Annotated in this window: 15 protein-coding genes; 2 read left to right on the top strand and 13 right to left on the bottom strand. The window is 66.8% G+C overall.

The features are described from left to right. Window positions 1-579 precede the first annotated feature (579 nt). From LQV16_RS14070 to LQV16_RS14085, 5 genes are all read right to left on the bottom strand, one after another. Window positions 580-2334, bottom strand: a complete 1755-nt coding sequence (locus tag LQV16_RS14070; RefSeq protein WP_229994535.1) for a gamma-glutamyltransferase — start codon at window positions 2332-2334, stop codon at window positions 580-582. 106 nt (window positions 2335-2440) lie between these two features. Then, window positions 2441-2569 carry a hypothetical protein gene (locus LQV16_RS23570; RefSeq protein WP_290369377.1) on the bottom strand — a complete coding sequence of 43 codons (129 nt, stop codon included), beginning with the start codon at window positions 2567-2569 and terminating at the stop codon, window positions 2441-2443. A gap of 1 nt (window position 2570) precedes the next feature. After that, window positions 2571-3965, bottom strand: a complete 1395-nt coding sequence (locus tag LQV16_RS14075; protein ID WP_229994536.1) for an OFA family MFS transporter — start codon at window positions 3963-3965, stop codon at window positions 2571-2573. 227 nt (window positions 3966-4192) lie between these two features. After that, window positions 4193-6709 (bottom strand): Tex family protein, encoded by a 2517-nt coding sequence (locus LQV16_RS14080; RefSeq protein WP_229994537.1) that lies wholly within the window; start codon window positions 6707-6709, stop codon window positions 4193-4195. Between the two features lie 15 nt (window positions 6710-6724). Further along, entirely contained in the window at window positions 6725-7330 is a 606-nt protein-coding gene (locus tag LQV16_RS14085) for a heme-binding protein (RefSeq protein WP_229994538.1), read from the bottom strand. Between the two features lie 140 nt (window positions 7331-7470). Here LQV16_RS14085 and LQV16_RS14090 point away from each other — a divergent pair, with 140 nt between their 5' ends. Continuing rightward, window positions 7471-11100 (top strand): bifunctional RecB family nuclease/DEAD/DEAH box helicase, encoded by a 3630-nt coding sequence (locus tag LQV16_RS14090; RefSeq protein WP_229994539.1) that lies wholly within the window; start codon window positions 7471-7473, stop codon window positions 11098-11100. A gap of 307 nt (window positions 11101-11407) precedes the next feature. Continuing rightward, window positions 11408-11848 (top strand): hypothetical protein, encoded by a 441-nt coding sequence (locus LQV16_RS14095; RefSeq protein WP_229994540.1) that lies wholly within the window; start codon window positions 11408-11410, stop codon window positions 11846-11848. A 295-nt stretch (window positions 11849-12143) separates the two neighbouring features. On the opposite strand, the gene LQV16_RS14100 is transcribed toward LQV16_RS14095, so the two are convergent. From LQV16_RS14100 to LQV16_RS14130, 8 genes are all read right to left on the bottom strand, one after another. Further along, a complete protein-coding gene (locus tag LQV16_RS14100; RefSeq protein ID WP_229994541.1) occupies window positions 12144-12977 on the bottom strand; it encodes a triose-phosphate isomerase family protein in 834 nt (277 codons plus the stop codon). 60 nt (window positions 12978-13037) lie between these two features. Beyond that, entirely contained in the window at window positions 13038-14387 is a 1350-nt protein-coding gene (locus LQV16_RS14105; RefSeq protein WP_229994542.1) for an MFS transporter, read from the bottom strand. A gap of 153 nt (window positions 14388-14540) precedes the next feature. Then, a complete protein-coding gene (locus LQV16_RS23575) occupies window positions 14541-14669 on the bottom strand; it encodes a hypothetical protein (protein WP_290369378.1) in 129 nt (42 codons plus the stop codon). Between the two features lie 12 nt (window positions 14670-14681). Then, on the bottom strand, window positions 14682-15449 hold the full coding sequence (locus LQV16_RS14110) for an SDR family oxidoreductase (RefSeq protein ID WP_229994543.1): 768 nt from the start codon (window positions 15447-15449) through the stop codon (window positions 14682-14684). A gap of 36 nt (window positions 15450-15485) precedes the next feature. Further along, complete coding sequence (locus LQV16_RS14115; RefSeq protein WP_229994544.1) at window positions 15486-16472, bottom strand: 3-hydroxyacyl-CoA dehydrogenase family protein; 987 nt, start codon at window positions 16470-16472, stop codon at window positions 15486-15488. A 2-nt stretch (window positions 16473-16474) separates the two neighbouring features. Beyond that, window positions 16475-16957: a ribose-5-phosphate isomerase gene (locus tag LQV16_RS14120; protein ID WP_229994545.1), complete on the bottom strand. Its 483-nt coding sequence runs from the start codon at window positions 16955-16957 to the stop codon at window positions 16475-16477. Next, a complete protein-coding gene (gene dhaL, locus LQV16_RS14125) occupies window positions 16954-18726 on the bottom strand; it encodes a dihydroxyacetone kinase subunit DhaL (RefSeq protein WP_229994546.1) in 1773 nt (590 codons plus the stop codon). Before dhaL ends, LQV16_RS14120 begins: the two co-directional genes overlap by 4 nt. 127 nt (window positions 18727-18853) lie before the next feature. Continuing rightward, a complete protein-coding gene (locus LQV16_RS14130) occupies window positions 18854-19858 on the bottom strand; it encodes a sugar phosphate isomerase/epimerase family protein (protein ID WP_229994547.1) in 1005 nt (334 codons plus the stop codon). Window positions 19859-19883: the final 25 nt, after the last annotated feature.

A 19883-nucleotide genomic window follows, 5' to 3' on the forward strand; every position in this document is an offset into this window, starting at 1 on the left:
CCACGTGATCCACAAGGAACACTGGACCATCCGGCTCAAAACCGGGATTCCCTGGTTCATCCCGCCACCCCACCTCGACCCGCGCCAGCAACCCAGACGGAACCACTACTTCCGACCAGACGACCTCATGACGGCCGCATGACCACGGCCCACGCGACCCCGCCGGGCCGTGCGGTTCCCACGTTCAGGCCAAAGTCTTGGCCCCGCGGGGGCAACGCCGCCGGGCTGCGTGATGCGGGATGGAACAGGGATTAGTGATGACCTCAAAAATTGGCTCGACGGTGACTCTGATATTTCTCTGACGGAGTGCTCTCGCCCTGGTGTGGAGATTGTCACCGTAGTCGTTGCTGGCCTTGTGGGGGGACGAGCATCCCTTTGCGAGCGGCCTCACCGAAGATCAGGCCAATGGCATTGGCTGGTCTAAGCGCCGACCACAAAGTGGACCAAGGTTGAGAAAGTTGAGAAAGAAGAGCGCACTCCTATCGCTCCGCTTCATGGACCGGCTCCACTTCCGGCTAAGAAGCGAGAATTGCTCAGCTCCTCCGCTGAGCGCAGCTACCGCTACCGCTACCGCAACCACTACCGGCCCGCAGCATAGCCCTGCGCACCCCGCGGATTCGCCGCGGCCTGCAGGACCCCGGTCTCGGGATCCCGCACGACGGCGGACAGCCGCCCCAGCGCCCAGTCACCAGCCCGGGTGACAACATGTCCGCGGCGCTCAAGGCATTCGATGACGTCCTCCCCCAGCCGGTCCTCGACGACGGCGCCGCCGGGCTCCCAGGTGCGCGGCCAGAAGGACCCGGGCATCGAGGTCGTGTGGAACGTCGGCGCATCGATGGCCTGCTGCGGCGAGTACCCGCCCACGATGGTCCGCAGCAGGTACGGCAGCTGCCACTGGTCCTGCTGGTCGCCGCCGGGCGAACCCAGGGCCGCCACGGCGTGGCCGTCCCGCAGCACGAGAGTCGGCGTCAAAGTGGTGCGCGGGCGTTTGCCGGGTGTCAGCGTGGAAGGCGTCCCGGGCTCCAGCCAGGTCATCTGCAGCCGCGTGCCCAGGCAGAAGCCCAGCTCCGGGATCGCGGGCGAAGACTGCAGCCAGCCGCCCGACGGTGTGGCCGAAACCATGTTGCCCCACCTATCCACGACGTCGATATGACAGGTGTCGCCCCGGGTCTCCCCCGCGGGTGTCACGGTGGGCTCGCCGACGCCGAGTCCGGCCGCGAAGGCATTGCCCGCGAGCGCCGGCGGCGTGTAATCGGTGCGCAGCGGTGGGATGTACGGCTCCCGGCCGGCCACGGTGCCGGGCCGGAACTCGTGGGAGGCCCGGTCCGTGATCAAGGCCCGACGGCCGGCGCAGTATTCCTCCGACAATAGGTAGTCCAGCGGCACGTCCGTGTCGCCGTAGTACGCCTCCCGGTCCGCGAGCGCGAGCTTCTGCGCCTCCAGGATGGTGTGCGCCCCCAGTTCGGTGGACGGATCAAGGAATCGGTCTTCGAACCCGGACAGGATGGCCAGGGTCTGCAGCAGCGCCGGTCCTTGACCCCAGGGTCCAGTCTTGGCGATCGTGTGACCCCGGAACTCCACGGTGGCGGCCGCCTCATACCCGGCCTCGAACCCCGCCAGGTCGTCCAGGGCGAGCACCCCGCGGTGATCTGTGCCCGAGGAATGCCGGTGCGGGGACTGAACCGAATCCACCATGGCGCGGGCCACGAAGCCCTCCCGCCACTCGCGCCGGGCCGCATCAATTCCTGCCTCGCGGGTAGGCGCTTTAACTCCGGCCTTCACGAGCCGTTCCAGTGTGCGGGCATAGGCCGGGTTCCACACCAGCTCACCCTCAACCGGGATACGGCCGCCCGGCATCCACAGCTCAGCCGACGTGGGCCAATGCGTCTCGAACAGCGCGGCCACGGCGGCGATGGTGGTCCCAACCCGGCCGAGCATCGGGTGGCCGTCCCGCGCGTAGCCGATCGCGAAATCCAGCACCGCGTCCAGCTCCCACGTTCCGTGGTCACGCAGAAGCAGGAGCCAGGCGTCGACGGCGGCAGGCACCGCGGCGGCCAAGGCACCTGAGCCCGGAACGAGGTCCAGGCCTTCGGCCACGTAATGCTCCACGGTGGCCCCGGCCGGCGCCGGCCCCTGCCCCATCAGGACTATCGGCTGATCCGGCCGGTCCGCGGTGACAAAGATCCCGGTCATGTCCCCGCCGGGCCCGTTGAGATGCGGCTCCGCCACATGGAGCACGAAGGCTCCCGCCACCGCGGCGTCGAAGGCGTTGCCGCCGCGCTCAAGCACCGCCTGGGCAGCCGCCGTCGAGAGCCAGTGCGTGGACGCGCTCATCCCGAAGGTGCCTTGCAGTGTGGGGCGGGTGGTGAAGGGCTCCGGCCTGGTGAACGGCACCCTAGCCGCGAGTGGGCGATCCCCGGCGACTTCGGCAACCACGGTGTCAGCCAAACAGGGCCGCCACGCGGGTGAGGGTCTCGTAGACGCCATACCCGAGCGGTACGCCGACCAGCGCCCACGCGATGACCAATTTTCCGGTGGACGGTGTCACCGAGCTCTGTTCAGTAGTCATTTCAGGCCTCCAAGGCGGGTTCTTCGGACCGGACACGGCCGGCACGGGGTTCATGGAATCGCGCCTCGACCGGCGTGACCAGCAGGTTCGCCACGAACCCGATCACCAGCAGCCCCACCATGGTCAGCAAGGCCGGCTGGTAGGACGCGGCGTTGAGCGCGCCGGGCTTGCCCTGCGCGTCCAGGAACGCGTTGACGATCAGCGGGCCGGCGACGCCGGCCGCGGACCAGGCAGTCAGGAGACGGCCGTGGATGGCACCGACCTGGAAGGTACCGAATAGGTCGCGGAGGTAGGCGGGGGCGGTCGCGAACCCGCCGCCGTAGAAGGAGATGATGACGAATGCGAGGGCGACGTACAGGACGGTCGTCGTCGAGCCGGCCAGCGCCAGCACGGTGTAAAGCAACGCGCCGACGCCGAGGAAGACCATGTAGATGCGCTTGCGGCCGGTGACATCGGAGATCGCCGACCAGGCAAAACGGCCCGACATGTTGCCGATGGACAGGAGCCCCACGAAGCCGGCGGCCACAGCGGCGCTGGCCAGGGAGGTGCCGTCAGTCTGGCGGAAGAAGTCCTGGATCATCGGAGCGGCCTGTTCAAGGATGCCGATGCCTGCCGTGACATTGCAGAACAAGGCGATCCACACGAGCCAGAACTGTCTGGTCTTGACCGCGTTCCTGGCGGAGACATTCTCCGTGGTGACCAGGGAGGCGGCTTTGACCTTGGCCGGGTCGAAGCCTGCCGGCTTCCATCCCTCGGCCGGGACCTTGATGGTGAAGGCGCCGAACATCATGTAGGCCAGATAGACGACGGCGAGGGTCAGGAAGAGCTTGCCCACGGATTCGCCGCTGGCCACCCAGCCCTTGGCGCCGGAGTTGGGATCGTACATCTTGAGCAGTGCCGTGGAGACTGGGCTGGCAATCAGGGCGCCGCCGCCGAATCCCATGATGGCCATGCCGGTGGCGAGTCCGGGACGGTCGGGGAACCATTTGATCAGGGTGGAGACCGGAGAGATGTAGCCGACCCCCAGGCCAATGCCGCCGACGACGCCGTAGCCGAGGTAGACGAGCCAGAGCTGGTGGCTGAAGATGCCCAGCGACCCGATCAGGAAGCCGCTGGCCCAGAACGCGGCGGAGGTGAACATCGCCTTCCGGGGCCCGTTCCTGTCCACCCACGTGCCCATGATGGCGGCCGAGAGGCCCAACATCACGATCGCGATGGAGAAGATCACGCCGACCTCGGTCAGGCTGGCGCCGAAGTGCTTCACCAACGCGGTCTTGTAGACGCTGGTCGCGTAGGCCTGTCCGATGCACAGGTGCACGGCAAGGGCTGCTGGGGGTACGAGCCACCGGTTGAATCCCGGCGGGGCAATGGTTCGTTCGCGGTCCAGCCAGCCCATGTATGCTCCCCTGCTCGTCAACGACATCGGTGTCCAGCACATTGCAGCGACGGTCCTCTGCCAGGGCCTCTGACCGAGCTTCCGGCAGAGCTTCCGGCAGAGGGCCGTTGCCTCCGGCAATCATGGTGCAAGATCGTCAGTAAACGTACTAGTTATGCGCCAAGCGGTAGGGAATCCGCGACGAACGGTAGGTCCGGGGCGGCGGGGGCAGCCGCACCCTGGGAGCGCTACTTGCCCAGACCGGCCCTCCGGAGTGCCTCGGCCATCGCTGTGTTGACGGGCGACGGCGGCGGCGTCGACTTCTGCGGTTGTCGGGCGGGCGTCCGCCGGTCGGGCGCCGGTTTCCCGGACGGCTGCTTCGACGGCGTCTGCGGCGCCGACTGCCGCGGACGTTCCGCCCGCGAGTCTGCACGTCCGCCGGCCGCACGATCGCCGGAGGCTGCCGGTTCGTCGTCGAGCCTTAATGTCAGCGAGATGCGCTTCCGCTCCGGATCCGCTTCCAGCACCTTGACCCGGACCACCTGCCCGGATTTGACCACCTCCCGGGGGTCGGAGACGAACCGGTTGGCCAGCGCGGACACGTGCACGAGCCCGTCCTGGTGCACGCCGACGTCGACGAACGCACCGAACGCCGCCACGTTGGTCACGGTGCCCTCCAACACCATGCCCGGCCTCAGATCCGAGATCTTCTCGATGCCCTCCGAGAACGCTGCCGCAGCGAAGGCCGGACGCGGGTCACGGCCGGGCTTCTCGAGCTCGGCGATGATGTCCTGCACGGTTGGCAGGCCGAAGGAGCCGTCCACGAAGTCCTGCGGGTTCAGTGCCGCATAGCTTCCCGCGGCCGGCGCCTTCCCGGCGGCCGCCTTGATTTTCCGGGCCACCGGGTAAGCCTCGGGGTGCACGCTGGAGGCATCCAGCGGCTCCGCTCCCCCGGTGATCCGGAGGAAGCCCGCACACTGCTCAAACGCCTTGGCGCCCAGCCGCGGGACCTTCTTCAGCTCGCTGCGCTTGTTGAATGGCCCGTGCTCGTTCCGGTACGCCACGATGTTTTCGCTCAGCAGCGGCCCCACGCCGGCCACCCGGCTCAGCAATGCCGGCGAGGCGGTGTTGACGTCCACGCCCACCGCGTTCACGCAGTCCTCGACGACGGCGTCCAGGCTGCGGTCCAGCTTCGCGGCCGTGACGTCGTGCTGGTACTGCCCGACGCCGATCGACTTGGGCTCGATCTTCACCAGCTCCGCGAGCGGGTCCTGCAGGCGCCGCGCGATCGAGACGGCGCCGCGCAAGGATACGTCCATGCCGGGCAGCTCGGCCGCCGCGAGTGCCGACGCCGAATACACCGACGCTCCGGCCTCGGACACCACGATCTTCTGCGGTTTGGCGTGCAAGTTGGCAGAGTCTGAGGCGGGCGCTAGCTGTTTCAGCAGCTCGGCGGCGAGCTTGTCCGTCTCCCGTGACGCCGTACCGTTCCCGATCGCGACGAGTTCGACGCCGTGCTTCTTCGCCAGGCCCACGAGGGTCCGCAGCGCCTCGTCCCATTTCCGGGCCGGGGCGTGCGGGTAAACGGTGTCCGTCGCAACCACCTTGCCGGTTCCATCCACCACCGCGACCTTCACGCCGGTCCGGAGTCCCGGGTCCAGGCCCAGGGTGGCACGGTTCCCGGCCGGCGCGGCGAGCAGCACGTCGCGCAGGTTGGCGGCGAAGACGCGCACGGCCTCGTCCTCGGCGGCGGCGAACATCCGGCTCCGCAGATCAGCCGTCAGCCGGGCCAGCACCCGTGAGCGCCAGGCCAGCTGCGCGGTCTGCAGCAGCCAGGCGTCGGCGGGCCGGCCACGGTCGGCAACCCCGAGGAACCTGGCCACAGCGGCCTCGTAACGGCCGCGCGCGGCCGTGAGGGCGGCGTCGTCGTTCGGTTCAGCCTCGGCGAGCTCCAGCTCCAGCGCCCCGTCCTTCTCGCCGCGCAACAGCGCCAGGACGCGGTGTGATGGCATGCCGGCCGGCTGCTGGGAGAACTCGAAGTAGTCCTTGAACTTCTGGCCCTCAGCTTCCTTGCCCTTCTTCACGCGGGACACCATCCGGCCCTGGGTCCAGAGCCGTTCCCGGAGTGTGGCGGCCAGGTCGGCATCCTGCGCGACGCGTTCCACCAGGATGGAGCGGGCACCGGCGAGGGCCGCCGCGGAGTCCCCGATCGAGTGTTCGGCGTTGAGGTATTTGGCGGCTTCGCGGTCCGGGTCCAGTTCCGGGCGCTTGAGCAGGGCGTCGGCGAGCGGCTCCAGCCCGGCTTCGCGGGCGATCTGAGCCTTCGTGCGCCGCTTGGTTTTGAACGGGAGGTAGATGTCCTCCAGCCGCGACTTGGTGTCGGCGCCGACGACGGCGGCCTGCAGTTCCGGGGTCAGCGCACCCTGGGCGGCGATCGCTTCGAGGATGCTCCGGCGGCGGTCCTCGAGCTCGCGCAAGTAGCGCAGCCGCTCCTCCAACTCGCGGAGCTGGGTGTCGTCCAGGGTTCCGGTCGCTTCCTTGCGGTAGCGGGCGATGAACGGCACGGTGGAGCCGGCGTCGAGCAGGTCCACGGCAGCCTTGACCTGCCAAGGAAGGACGCCGAGTTCGCCGGCGATCTGGGCGGCGATGCCGGACTCCTGCGTGTGCGGCGTGCCGGGCTGTGGTGAGCCGGTCTTCGGCGAGGGGCCGGAGGCGGGCGAGACGGGTGAGGCGGGGCGCTGCGGGTGTTGGGTCACCCAAACCATTTTGCCTTACCCCGGTCAGCGGCCGGGCTCGCCCGGAGGAGTAAAGGGCTCCTGCACGTCCTGAACAACTTCGTTGCGGCGCAGGAACCACGGCTTGAACGGCGGATCAAAACGGGCGAATCGTGGCGGCCCCACAGCCTTCAGCCCGGCTAGCTTCAGTGCCTCCTGGAGGCCATCGTTTCGCCGTACAAAGGCCGCCTCCGACCCGCTGCCTGAGAACCGAAGGGCGGCTGCCAGGGAACCTGGCTGGGCCCGGACTCTAACGTCGGGGTTCGCCGGGACCGGCGCCGTCTCCGCCGTCACCCCAGCGGGGAGCACAAAGGCCACGATGAAATCAGCGGGCTCTGCACTTCCCGGCAGCGGGCCGCTTTGCAATACCGGCGCGGTCATCGCCAGCTTTTGCGACGGCCCGGGCCCCTGGATCACCGGGGCCGTCATCGCCAGCTTCCGTTGCGCCGTGTTGCTGCCGCTGATGTAGTTGAACAGGTGCCGGAAGGCAGCATTCCCGGCGCGGTCGAAGGTCGCTTTGACCTCTATTTCCGCCACGGCGTACGCGGGATAGCGGCGCAGCTCGAAGTGCGCGTAGCGCTGGACCAGCTCATACGGTTGCTGTTCGGTCATAGTCCTCAGACCCTACGCCGGTCCTGCGACAGGAACCAGAGGGGCATTGCCTGGTTCCTGTCCCGTGTTTGACTGTCAGAGGGCTTTGATAGCTTGAATAGCGGAGGCACCAACAACGGGGCACCAGCAACGGGGGCACAGTGTTTTTTCTTGAACCTGAGGTACCGGGCTCATCACCGGATCTGGTCTACTCCGCGAGCGACCTCGTGGTGGCAGCGAGTTGCGAGTATCAGCTGCTGCGCAAACTCGACGAGAAGCTGGGCCGGTCCCCCAGGGCTACGTTCGAAGACGACGAGATGCTCAAGCATGCAGCGGTGTTGGGTGAGCTCCACGAGCGCAAGGTCCTCGGCGGTTTCGTGGCGGAGTTTGGCGACTGGGATCCGGCCACCGGGCACGGCGTGTACGACGTCGTCCCGGCCGAGGCCATGGACCGCGCCACGCTGGCGGCCAAGCACGCCGAGTCCATTGGGGCGCTGCGCGCGGGAGCCGACGTCGTCTTCCAGGCCGCCTTCTTCGACGGCCAGTTCCACGGCCGCTCCGACTTCCTCGTACGGCAGTCCGACGGTAGCTACGCCGTGTTCGACACCAAGCTCGCCCGCCACGCAAAGGTGACGGCTCTGCTCCAGCTGGCCGCCTACGGCGACCAGCTGCTGAAGGCCGGGATCCCGGTGGACCCGGCGGTGACACTCGTCCTTGGCTCGACGGTGCAGCTGCCCGGCGGCGGATTCGACTACGTGCGAAGCCACCACAAACTCTCCGAGATCCTGCCGGTTTTCCGCGAGCGCCGCGAGCGTTTCCTCGCGCTGACCGCCGCGCACATCGCGCAGCCGGGAACAGTGGGCTGGGGCGCGCCCGGGCTCACCGCCTGTGGCCGCTGCGATTACTGCCAGGAGCAAGTCAAAGCCACCGACGATCTCCTCCTCGTGGCCCGGATGAACTCCGTGCAGCGCAAGAACCTCCACGAACGTGGGATTAGTTCAGTCACTGACCTGGCGCAAGCGACCCTCACCAAGCCCACCCCTACGCTCCTGCGCCTGCAGGAACAGGCGCGGATGCAGAGCGGCGTTGGCCCTTCCGACGGCGAAGTCTGCTACCGCAAGGACGGCGAAGAGCACACCATCCGCTACGGCGTCCTGCCCGGGAACACCTTGGCCGAGCTGCCCCCACCGAGCCGGGGCGATATTTTCTTCGACTTCGAAGGCGATCCGCTGTGGCAGGACCGCGCCACGGGAGTGTGGGGGCTCGAGTACCTGTTCGGCGTGATTGAGGCGCCCACCGAGCCCGGCAGTCCGGGGATTTTCCGGCCATTCTGGGCCCACAGCCGGGAGGCGGAGAAGCAGGCGTTCCTCGATTTCCTTGACTACGTCGAGAAACGCCGGCGGGACCACCCGGACATGCACGTCTACCACTACGCACCGTATGAAAAAACGGCGCTTCGAAAACTCTCGGTGATGCACGTTGCCGGGGAGGACATCGTGGACGAGTGGCTCCGCGAAGGCCTGCTGGTGGACCTGTACCAAACGGTCCGGAACAGCATCAGGATCTCCGAGAACTCTTACAGCATCAAGAAGCTCGAGCCGCTCTACATGCGGGCGAACCTTCGAACTGGCGAAGTGAAGGATGCCGGCGCCTCCGTGATTGCCTATGCACGGTTCTGCGACGCGAGGGACAATGAGCGGCCCGACGAAGCGGCCACAATCCTCGCCGGGATCTCCGACTACAACGAATACGACTGCCTCTCCACGCTGGAGCTCCGGAACTGGCTGCTCGGGCTGGCCAAGGAACGCCGGCCGGAGCCGCACGGCGCGGAGGCGGGCGCGGCGTCCGGCGCGGAGGACGGCGCGGAGGCGGGCTTAGAGGACGGCCCCGACGACGACGGCTCGGCACGAGCCGATGCCGCGCTGGCCCCGGCTGAGCTGGCACTGATGGAATTTGCTGAGCCGGGCAGCGGCCTGTCCGAGGACGACCGTAAGGCCGTCGCCATGCTGGCCGCGGCCGTGAGCTATCACCGCCGGGAGCGCAAGTCGTTCTGGTGGGCGCACTTCGACCGGTGTGAGCACGGTCCGGACACGCACGAACGGGACCGGAACGTTTTCCTCGTCGAATCCGCGGAACTCCTCGACGACTGGCAACAGACGGGGACCAAACTTCCGGAGCGGCGGGTCAAGCTGACCGGCTCCGTGAGTCCCGGGTCGGACCTCCGCGAGGGCAGCAAGTGGTTCCGCATGTACGAGCTGCCTCTTCCCGCCGGGGTGGAGGGTACCGGCAAGAACGGAACCGGGCGGAGCGGATGGTTCGGCACGGAGGTCCTGGAGCTGGGGCATGAGGACGGCAAGGACACCGTCATCATCCGGGACCGGCTGCACCGGAAGATACCGCCCTACAATGACCTCCCCATCGCGCTGACGGAAGACCAACCCCTCGCCACCAAGAGCCTCGAGCAAGCACTGGCAGCCCTCGCTGACACGGTGGTCGCCGGCCTGGGGTCCGGCTCCCTCCCCCGCCATCCTGCGCTTGACCTCGTCCGGCGTCAGCCGCCGAGGCTGGCCGCCGGAGCTTCACTGCCGCAGCCTGGTGCCGGACCGGACCGCTTCATTGAAGCCATCACGGCGGCCGTGCTGGCCCTTGACCACTCCTACCTGGCGGTGCAGGGTCCGCCCGGAACGGGCAAGACCCATGTGGGGTCCCACGTCATCGCCCGGCTCGTGGCCCGCGGCTGGAAAATCGGCGTCGTCGGCCAGTCGCACGCGGTGGTGGAGAACCTGCTGAAGACCGCTGTCACGAAGGCCGGGGTCGACCCGGCGCGCGTGGCCAAAGACGTGAAGCACAACGACGCCCTGCCGTGGGCCCGGCGCACCGGCAAGGACGTTGCGGAGCTGCTGGGTGCGCCTGGAGGCGCCCTCGTCGGTGGCACGGCGTGGACCATGACCGGCACCACCGTCCCGGCCGGCTCCCTGGACCTCCTGGTGATTGACGAGGCCGGCCAGTTCTCGCTGGCCAACACCCTTGCCGTGGCCCAGGCCAGCAGCCGGCTGCTCTTGCTCGGCGACCCGCAGCAGCTGCCGCAGGTCAGCCAGGGCAGGCACCCCGAGCCGGTCGACGAGTCTGCCCTGGGCTGGATTTCCGCAGGCCACGCCACGTTGCCGCCCGAGCTTGGCTACTTCTTGGCCGACTCGTGGCGGATGAACTCAGAGCTGTGCCTGGCCGTCTCGGAGTTGTCCTACGAAGGCCGGTTACGTTCCGCCCCGCCCGCGGATCTGCGCCGTCTGGAGGGTGTGCCCGCGGGGATTGAGACGGTGATGGTGCCGCACAGCGGGAACACGACGTCGTCGGCCGAGGAGGCTGCCGAGGTCGTCGGGCAGGTGCGCCGCCATTTGGGCCTTTCCTGGCACACCGCAGACGGAGCCCGGCCATTGGAGGCGGCCGACATCCTGGTGGTGGCTGCCTACAACGCACAGGTCAACGTCATTCGCGATGCCCTGGACGCCGCGAATCTCTCCGGCGTGCGGGTGGGGACCGTGGATAAGTTCCAGGGCCAGGAGGCCGCGGTCGTGATTGTGTCCATGGCATGTTCTGCGGTGGCCGAGGCTCCGCGGGGCATGGAGTTCCTGCTCTCGCGGAACCGGATCAATGTGGCGGTGTCCCGCGGCCAATGGCGTGCCGTGATCGTCCGCGCGCCCGAACTGACCAACTACCTCCCCGCCCACCCCGAGGGTCTGGAGCAGCTGGGCGGCTTCATCGGCCTGTGCCAGAGGTCAGTGGCCTCCTGAGTTTCGGAGTGCTATCGAGGACGGGCTCACTCCCACCGGGGTTCCGGCCAAATACGACGCCAAGATCAGCCCGAATTCCTGGAGCCCGGAATGAAAAAATGGAGTGCTGCACTTGTTGCTGCAAACACGGTAACTCCCGGTTCCCCGGATCCGACCAGGTCGGGAAACTTCGGCAGATAGCAATCATGAAAAATCATCGTTTGGAGTAATGACAGGAAGCACTCCTTGCTGTGATGATAGTCGTGGCTCGGCCCACTGGCTGGAGTTCAATGGGGCTGGCACTTCGCTAGCCTGGGGGGAGATTTGCATGTTTAGAGTCGAAAAAACCGAGGACAATCTGGTGCCTCGAGTCGCAGATGCCGACGCCGGTGTATATCTCGAGTGGTTAGTAACAGGAAGCCCCTACACCACCGAAGTTTTCGAGCTGCTAAATGCAAGCGGCGGAATCCCTTTTACCACGTCGCGAGAACACGTCGTTGACCCTGAAAGTGGACTTAAGTTCACACTGTTCAAATTTATCACCTTTGGCAGTGCCCCCCGAGCTCAAAGTAGGGCTAAGCATCTAGTCAATCGCACATTCGACGACGACAACGAAAAGCAATATTGGATGAAAATTGCCGTGGAGGCGCTGCTAGTCTTTGGAACTGCTTTCAATGGCTTAGAGGCACCCTATAAGGGGTTCACGCGTGTTGAATTTAATAATCGCATCTACACTCTTGAGCATTTTGGATACACGTTGGGCAAATAATAAAGCTGCAGAGGCCGAGAGTGCGGTTAAGTAACTTATATAAAGCTTGCGGATGCCCTCATGGCGTTTGGCAACCTTGGTGAAAACATTACATCTGCCGCTTTTGAGAATTTAGTCCGCCAGCCCAACCTTTAACGCCAACAGTCGGCACAAGGGTGTCCTGCCCAATCCTCAGGGCCAAGGCTGGACATGTCCCTCGGTGATTCACAACCTGTCCGCGGTTATTCATGGCAATCCTTTGGACATGCCCATTCTTAGCCGCCAGCAGTGAGCACAATGGCATCCTGCCCACTCTTCAGGACCAAGGCTGAACATGTCCCACGGTGGTTGGTGCCGGCGCGTGGAGACCTTCGGCCAGCAGGAGTGCCTCATCCAGCACCGCGCCAAAATTCGCGGGATCGTGCGCAAACCGGCCCAGGAACAGGCCCGAGACGCCTTCAAGGGTTGGCAGCAGTCCCGGCTTGGCCGAGCCCCCGTAGATGACCGGCGATCCTGGCACGCCAGCCACGGCGAGCTGAGCCCGGAGCCGCTGGACGACGGCGGACACGTAGGAAGCGTCCGCCGGCTCCGCCGCACCAATAGCCCAGACCGGTTCGTAGGCCACCACCAGCCGGCCGGCCAGGTCCCAGTCGCCGTCGACGGCCGACTCGATCTGGCGGTGCACAAAGTCCGCGGCGGCGGCGGGCTCCCCGCGCTCAGTCTCCCCCACGCACAGCAGCGGCGTCAGCCCGGCGTCGTCCGCGGCCCGGACCTTGAGGGCCACCATGGCGTCGTCCTCGTTGAAATGCCGCCGGCGTTCGGCGTGACCGATCTCCACGAGCCGCACGCCGAGTTCCACGAGCATGGACGGTGCGACTTCCCCAGTCCAGGGGCCGTCGGCCCAGCCGCAGTTCTGCGCCCCGAGCAGGAGTGGCGAACTGGCCAAGAGCCCGGCCGCCGCCGGCAGGACGGGGAAGGACGGAATGACAAACGGGACAACCCGCCCGGCCGCGAGGGCCGGACGGGTGTCCACTTCGTGCCGCAGCCGCTCCAGCCAGGCCAGGCTGTCCCGGTAGCCGAGATACATCTTGGTGCTAACCCCCACCAGGATCTGGTTGCTGGAGGTCTGGCTACTGGGGCTCTGCTGCATGTGTTGGTGCTTTCTGCTGGATCCAGTTGATGGGCGCTGGAAGGCGGGGGCTGGGAGGCCTTACTGCTCCAGCAGTTCGTCGGCCTTGTTCTTGAAGCGGCGGGTCGCGAACATCATGGCCGCTGCCAGGAACGGGAGCACGCCGAGGGCGTAGACGCCCATGGTGCCCGTGTCCGAGGCGGTGATCTGGTTGACCGAGGTCCGCAGGATCGGCGCCACGAAGCCGCCGAGGTTTCCGAGCGAGTTGATCAGGCCGATGCCCGCGGCCGCAGCCGTTCCGGTGAGGAACGCCGTCGGGTAGGACCAGGCGATGGGGCCGATGGAAAGGAAGGAGCACACGGCCAGGGTGATGAAGATGATGCCGAGTGCCGGAATGTGGTTTGCGCCGGCCCACGCGGAGCCGAAGATGCAGAGACCGGTAGAGATGAACAGCCCAGTGCCCCAGACCCGGCGGCGGACTACCGTGTTGGCGGCCTTGCCGATGAAGTAACAGGCAAAGATGCCGAAGAACCACGGGATGGCTGCCATCAGTCCGACGGCGATGCCCACCTTCTGCCCGGTCAGCTGGGCCACCTGCTGCGGCAGGTAGAACGTGACGCCGTAGACGGCGATCTGCAGGCAGAAGTAGATGATGGTGAAGTACCAGACCTTGCCATTCTTCATGGCAGCCAGGACGCCGCGCGGCCCGGACTCTTCCTTGACGGTGTCCTCGAGCGCCATGACTTCCAGGAGCGCGCGCTTCTCGTCCTTGTCCAGGAATTTGGCATCCTGCGGGCTGTTGATCAGGAAGAAGTACGCGGCGATGCCGGCGATGACCGCCAGCATGCCTTCGACGAAGAACATGACCTGCCAGCCCTGGACCCCGGGGACCTGGTCGCCGATGTTGATCAGCCAGCCGGAGAGCGGGGCGCCCAGCATCTGGGAGAACGGCTGGGCCAGGTAGAAGATGGCGAACATCTTGACGCGGACCTTGTTGGGGAACCACGCGGCCAGGAACATGATGACGCCGGGGAACAGCCCGGCCTCGGTGACACCCAGCAGGAACCGCAGGATGATGAAGGACGTCTCGCCCTGGACGAACGCGAAGCAGGCAGAGACGATGCCCCAGGTGATGGCGATGCGGGCCAGCCACACCTTCGCCCCGAACTTGGTCAGGAGCAGGTTGCTCGGGATTTCGAACAGGGCGTAGCCGATGAAGAAGATCCCGGCGCCCAGGGCGTAGGCCCCGGCAGTGATGCCCTTGTCCACGCCGAGAGCGGCCTCGGCGAAGCCCACGTTGGTGCGGTCCAGGAAGGCGACCACATAGAGGATCACCAGCATGGGCATGAGCCGGCGGGAGGCCTTGGAGATAGCCGATTTAAGTACCGGTGTCTCCAGTAGGTCCCGGGTGGACGTTGTTGTTACGGTCATCAAAAAACTCCTCGTCGAGCAATCAGTGGGGTAAATCAGTTGCGTGGAGAACGGCCGGATCCGGCCAGCCCAAATGAGGCCAGCCCAAATGAGGCCAGGCCAAAATCCGGCCTGGCCAAATGAGGCCAGGCCGGATCCGGCCGGGAACAACTTCTAGCGTGAAAAAGCCATCATCAGGACTCCGGCCAGGCAGGCCAGGATCCCGACGGCGAGGTAGATCTTCCGTCCCTTGCTCCAGGCCGCGAATCCGGAGGCAGCGGGGGTTTGGCTGTGTTGTGCCACGATGCTTCTTCCTTAGTGCATGTAGAGTCCGCCATCCACATTCAGCGTCTGGCCGGAGATGTAACCGGCGTCCTCGCTGATGAGGAAGGCGATGGCTGCTGCGATGTCCCGGGTGGAGCCAACGCGGTTGACCACGAGGTCTTTGGTCAGTTCGTCCTTGCGTTCATCGCTGAGGGTGCCGCCCATGATGTCGGTGTCGATGGGGCCCGGTGAGATGGCGTTGACGGTGATGTCGTATTCGCCCAGTTCGCGGGCCGTTGCCCGGGTCAGGCCGATCACGCCGGCCTTCGCCACCGAGTACGGCGTCTTGGAGAACGTGCCGCCGCCGCGCTGCGCGGAGACAGAGGAGATGTTCACGATGCGCCCGATCCTGTTCTTCACCATGGATTCTGCGACGCGGCGCGTGGCGTAGTGGACGCCGTTGAGGTTGATGTTGAGCACGCGGTCCCATTCGGCGGCGTCGAGTTCCAGGTAGGGAACCGGCGAGCTGACACCTGCCACGTTGGCGAGCGCAACGATCTGCGGCAGCTCCGCCTCGATGGTGTCGATTGCCGCGCGGACCGAGCTTTCGTCGGAAACGTTGGCGCCGGCGCCGAACGCCTTGACGCCGTGCTCGGCGGCCAGTTCCTTGGCCGCGGCCTTGCAGAGTGCGTCATCGAGATCGATGATGCCGATGTTCCAGCCCTGGGCCGCCAGGTAGCTGGCGGTGGCGCGGCCGATGCCTCGCTCGGACACGGCGCCGGTGATGATGGCCGTGCGTTCTGCGGGGAAAGTGCTCATTGGAAGGCTCCTGAAGTGAAAGTGGAAGGTGCGGACTCAGTTGATGGGAGCGGGGCCGAGCTCGTCGATGAGCTTCTGCATGGCCACGTACGCCTTGTTCCGGTACGCGATCAGTTCCGGCGTGCGCTCCGCCGGGACGTTCAGGAAGCCCGCTCCTGTTTTGGTGCCCAGCTTTCCGGCCTCCACCAGCTCGGTGAGGATCTTCGGGGTGGCGAACCGTTCCGGGAAGTCGGTCTGGAGCGACTTGTAGCAGAAGTTGTAGACGTCCAATCCGGCCATGTCGGCGATCGCGAAGGGCCCGAAGAACGGCAGACGGAAGCCGAAGGTGGTCCGGACCAGGGTGTCGACGTCTTCCGCGGTCGCGATTTCCTGCTCCACCAGCTGGGCGGCCTCGTGGAACAGCGCGTACTGGAGCCGGTTGAGCACGAATCCGGTCACATCCTTGACGACGGCGGTCTGCTTGTTGGCCGCATGCACGAGGTCGCGGACGGCGCCGACAGTGACTGCCGAGGTACCGGCGTGAGGGATGATTTCCACACCCGGGATGAAGGGCGACGGGTTGGAGAAGTGCACGCCCAGGAAGCGTTCCGGATTGGTGACCGGCTCGGACAGGTCCGCGATGGAGATCGTGGACGTGTTGGAGCCGATGATGGCATCCGGGCGGGCAGCCGCACTGATGCGGGCGAGGGTCTGGTGCTTGATCTCGATGACCTCGGGGACAGCTTCTTCGATGAAGTCCGCGTCCGCCACGGCTTCCTCGATGTCCTTGGCGGCCCAGAGGTTTTCCTTCAGGATGGCGGTGGAGCCTTCCGGGAAAAGCCCCGCGGCAACGAATTCGTCAGATTCGGCCAGGAGCCGCTCGTAGTTCTTCAGGGCGACTTCGGCGGACACGTCCGCGAGTGCAACCCGGGCGCCGCCGAGCGCCAGGACCTGCGCGATCCCGCCGCCCATGTAGCCGGAGCCGACGACGGCGATCTTGCGGGCGGCGTTGATGGCCGCTGCGGTAGCTGTTGATTCGGTCATGTTCAGACTGCCTTCGTGTATTCGGGCTCGTACGAGCAGATGGCGTCCACCTTCGCGGCGGAAGAGGAGTTTTCATCGAAGCGGTGGCTCAGCCATTCGCCCACGAGCTTCTTGGCGAGTTCCAGCCCGATGACGCGCTGCCCCATGGTGAGCACCTGGGCGTTGTTGCTCAGGACCGACCGTTCCACGGAGTAGCTGTCGTGGGCGGTGACAGCGCGGATGCCGGGGACCTTGTTGGCCGCGATGGCCACGCCCAGGCCGGTGCCGCAGATCAGCAGCGCCCGGTCGGCTTCGCCCTCGGCGATTTTGCGGGCCGCGTCGACAGCCACGTGCGGGTAGGCGGTGGAGTCGTCGGGTCCGACGCCGATATCCAGCACGGAGGCGACGCGGGGGTCGGCTTCGAGCAGCGCCTTCAGGGCGTTCTTGTACTCGACGCCGGCCTCATCGTTGCCGACGACGATGCGCCAGCCTGCTGTTGTGCTCATGCTTGTGCTCCTTGTTCCGCCGGCTCGGAAGTAGCGAGCCGGGTTCCTGTGCTAGAAGTGTCGGTGTGTGCAGAAATCCGGGTGGCGATGAGTGCGAAAGACACCGCACCGGGGTCGGGGTGGCCGAGGCTCTTTTCCGCGAGGGGGCGGGCCCGGCCCTTGAGCGGACGCAACCCGGAGGTCGCCTCCGCGGCGGCCGTGGCGGCTTCCGCTGCCGCGGCGAGGGAGGCAGCCACTGGGGTGCCGGCGTCGAACGCGGTGAGGAAGGCGTTCCGGAACGGCACGAGGGCGTCCACCATGGTCTTGTCGCCCAGTTCGGCCTTGCCGAGCTCGGTGATCGCGTCAACGAAGGCCGTGACCGCGGCAGCCGCGTCCTCGCCGCTGTAGCTGTCCTGGCTGCCCAGGGCCAGTCCGGCCGCGATGATCGCCGAGCCCCAGAGTGCGCCCGAGGTGCCGCCGGCGCGTTCGCTCCAGGCCTCCCCTGCAGCGGTCAGGATGCGCGACGGCGAGGCGCCGCCGTCGTTCGCCGCAGCCTGCTCAGCCGCAGTGACTGCCGCGTCCACGCCGCGGCGCATGCCGATGCCGTGGTCGCCGTCGCCGGCGATCGCATCCAGCCGGCCGAGTTCTTCCTCATGCTCAATGATCACGTTCTGCGTCTGGCCGAGCAGGTCGGCAGCCAGCCGGCCAAGGGCTGCCGCCGCTGCGGTGGGGCGCTCGACGTCGGCGGTCTCGGCGGCTTCGGGACCGGCGAGCTCGCGGCGGGCACGGGGCGCCAGGTTTCCCTTGCGGAACGCCGGGGTGTCCGCCGGGGCGGCCCAGTACTGCTCGAGTTCCTCGTCCAGCCACAGCAGGGTCAGGGACAGTCCGGACATGTCCAGGCTGGTGACGAGCTCGCCGCATTCGGGCTCCACCACGGTGAGCCCGGCTGCGGTGAGGAGCTTCTCGATCTTGCCGAACAGCAGGAAGAGCTCGTCGTACTTGACCGTGCCGAGGCCGTTGACGATTGCGACCACGCGGGTGCCGGCGTCGTCCGGCTTGTCGGCCAGGAGCCGGCTGACCAGGAGTTCGGCCAGTTCAGAGGCGGTGGGCATGGGGTGATCGGAGATGCCCGGTTCGCCGTGGATGCCCAGGCCGAGGGACATGTGCCCCGCCGGGACAGTGAACAGCGGCGCGTCCGCCCCGGGCAGGGTGCAGCCGTCGAAGGCCACGCCGAGGGAGCGGGTGCGGTAGTTGGTCCGGATGGCCAGCCGTTCGACGTCGTCCAGGCTCAGTCCGGCCTCGGCGGCGGCGCCGGCGATCTTGAAGACTGTCAGGTCCCCGGCGATGCCGCGGCGCTTCTCGATCTGGTCCAGCGGGGCGCTGGCGATGTCGTCGGTGACCAGGACCGTGCGGGTTTCAATGCCTTCGGCGTTGAGCCGCAGTTGGGCCTGGCCGAAGTGCAGGACGTCGCCGGCGTAGTTGCCGTAGCTCAGCAGCACGCCGCCGCCGGCGTTGGCGGCCTTGGCCACGCGGTAGACCTGGCCGGCCGCGGGCGAGGCGAACATGTTGCCGCAGGCCGAGGCGGTGGCCAGGCCCGGCCCGACGAGGCCGGCGAAGGCCGGGTAGTGCCCGGAGCCGCCGCCGACCACCAGGGCGACCTGCCCGGCCGGGACCTCGGTGGAGCGGACGACGCCGCCGTCGACACGGGCAACGTAGCCGCGGTTGGCCGCAACGAAGCCGTCCAGTGCCTCATCCGCGAAATCAGCGGGATTGTCGAAGATCTGAGTCATGGTTCCTCATTGAATCCGTGTTGGAGAAGTATTGCTGGGGGTAGATCCGGGGTGGTGCGGCCGCCCCCCCAAATGGCTTGACGGCCGCACCAGGCGCCAGCTTCAGGCGCCAGCGTTAGGCACCGGGTCAGACGCCGGCAAGTGCCGTGGCTGCGGGCTGCTGCCGGCCCTGGGCTACCTGGCTCTGGCCGAGGGCGTAGCCGTCGGCCTTCGGCAGGACCTGGCGGCGGAGGTAGTCCTGGTTGCTGGCCGTAACGCTGAGCCCGTCGCCGCCGTAGTGCTCGGTGCACAGGATGCCCTGGAAGCCAACGGAGAGCGCCACCTTGAACGCCTCGCGGTAGTTGATGAGGCCGCTTTCCATCGGGGCCGGCATCGCGACGTAGGTGTCCCTGGCCACGTCCTCGTCGCGGATGTAGTTCTTCATGTGCCAGTAGTTGGAGTACGGGAGGGTCTTGGCCACCATCTCGCGCCAGTCCTCGATCGGGCGGTGGAGCCGGATGAGGTTGCCGATGTCAGGGTTGATGCCGACGTTGGCCAGGCCGATGTCCTGGACCAACTGGACCGAAGAATCCGCGGTGCCGAGGTACGTGTCCTCGTACATTTCGAGCGAGAGCAGGACGCCGACCTCGGCCGCGTGCTGGCCGAGTTCCCGCAGGCGGGTCACAGCCTTGCCCCAGGTTTCCTTATCCCCCACCGGGTCCTTGTAGCCTTCGACGGTCCAGAACCAGAGCTGTTTCTGCTGCTCTGCGGTGATGGCCTGGTGCAGTCCGAAGGAGACGACCTCGCACCCAAGCTCGGCCGCTGCGTCGATGGTGCGGTGGCTGTACGCCAGATTGGCTTCCCAGTTGGCTGCCTCGATGACGCTGCGGCGGATGGCCGAGATGACGGGGATGCCGATGCCCACGTTGTCCGCGGTCTGCTTGAACTCGGCAAGGCGGGCGGAGCTCAGGTCGCCGGGGCGTACCCAGCTGTCCGTGAGGTCGGCGTTGGCAAAGCCGGCGTCCTTGACCTCGGTGAGGACCTCGGCCCAGGCGGAGGCGTCGGCGTCGTTGATGTGGTTACCCTGCGCGTCGGTTCCCGGGAACTGCAGGAGCGCTGCGGTGATGGGCCAGTTTTCGGCTGTATAAGCCATGGGGGTTCACTCCTTCGTGGAATCC

Source organism: Arthrobacter sp. Bi26, assembly GCF_918697925.1.
Taxonomy (GTDB): Bacteria; Actinomycetota; Actinomycetes; order Actinomycetales; family Micrococcaceae; genus Arthrobacter.

Excerpts from the sequence above, each read along its gene's own strand:
- LQV16_RS14100 (WP_229994541.1), bottom strand. The coding sequence starts at position 12,977 with ATGCAGCAGAGCCCCAGTAGCCAGACCTCCAGCAACCAGATCCTGGTG.
- LQV16_RS14080 (WP_229994537.1), bottom strand. The coding sequence starts at position 6,709 with ATGGTTTGGGTGACCCAACACCCGCAGCGCCCCGCCTCACCCGTCTCG.
- LQV16_RS14110 (WP_229994543.1), bottom strand. The coding sequence starts at position 15,449 with ATGAGCACTTTCCCCGCAGAACGCACGGCCATCATCACCGGCGCCGTG.
- LQV16_RS14070 (WP_229994535.1), bottom strand. The coding sequence starts at position 2,334 with ATGAGCGCGTCCACGCACTGGCTCTCGACGGCGGCTGCCCAGGCGGTG.
- LQV16_RS14085 (WP_229994538.1), bottom strand. The coding sequence starts at position 7,330 with ATGACCGAACAGCAACCGTATGAGCTGGTCCAGCGCTACGCGCACTTC.
- LQV16_RS14115 (WP_229994544.1), bottom strand. The coding sequence starts at position 16,472 with ATGACCGAATCAACAGCTACCGCAGCGGCCATCAACGCCGCCCGCAAG.
- dhaL (WP_229994546.1), bottom strand. The coding sequence starts at position 18,726 with ATGACTCAGATCTTCGACAATCCCGCTGATTTCGCGGATGAGGCACTG.
- LQV16_RS14120 (WP_229994545.1), bottom strand. The coding sequence starts at position 16,957 with ATGAGCACAACAGCAGGCTGGCGCATCGTCGTCGGCAACGATGAGGCC.
- LQV16_RS23570 (WP_290369377.1), bottom strand. The coding sequence starts at position 2,569 with ATGACTACTGAACAGAGCTCGGTGACACCGTCCACCGGAAAATTGGTC.
- LQV16_RS14130 (WP_229994547.1), bottom strand. The coding sequence starts at position 19,858 with ATGGCTTATACAGCCGAAAACTGGCCCATCACCGCAGCGCTCCTGCAG.
- LQV16_RS14095 (WP_229994540.1), top strand. The coding sequence starts at position 11,408 with ATGTTTAGAGTCGAAAAAACCGAGGACAATCTGGTGCCTCGAGTCGCA.
- LQV16_RS14105 (WP_229994542.1), bottom strand. The coding sequence starts at position 14,387 with ATGACCGTAACAACAACGTCCACCCGGGACCTACTGGAGACACCGGTA.
- LQV16_RS14075 (WP_229994536.1), bottom strand. The coding sequence starts at position 3,965 with ATGGGCTGGCTGGACCGCGAACGAACCATTGCCCCGCCGGGATTCAAC.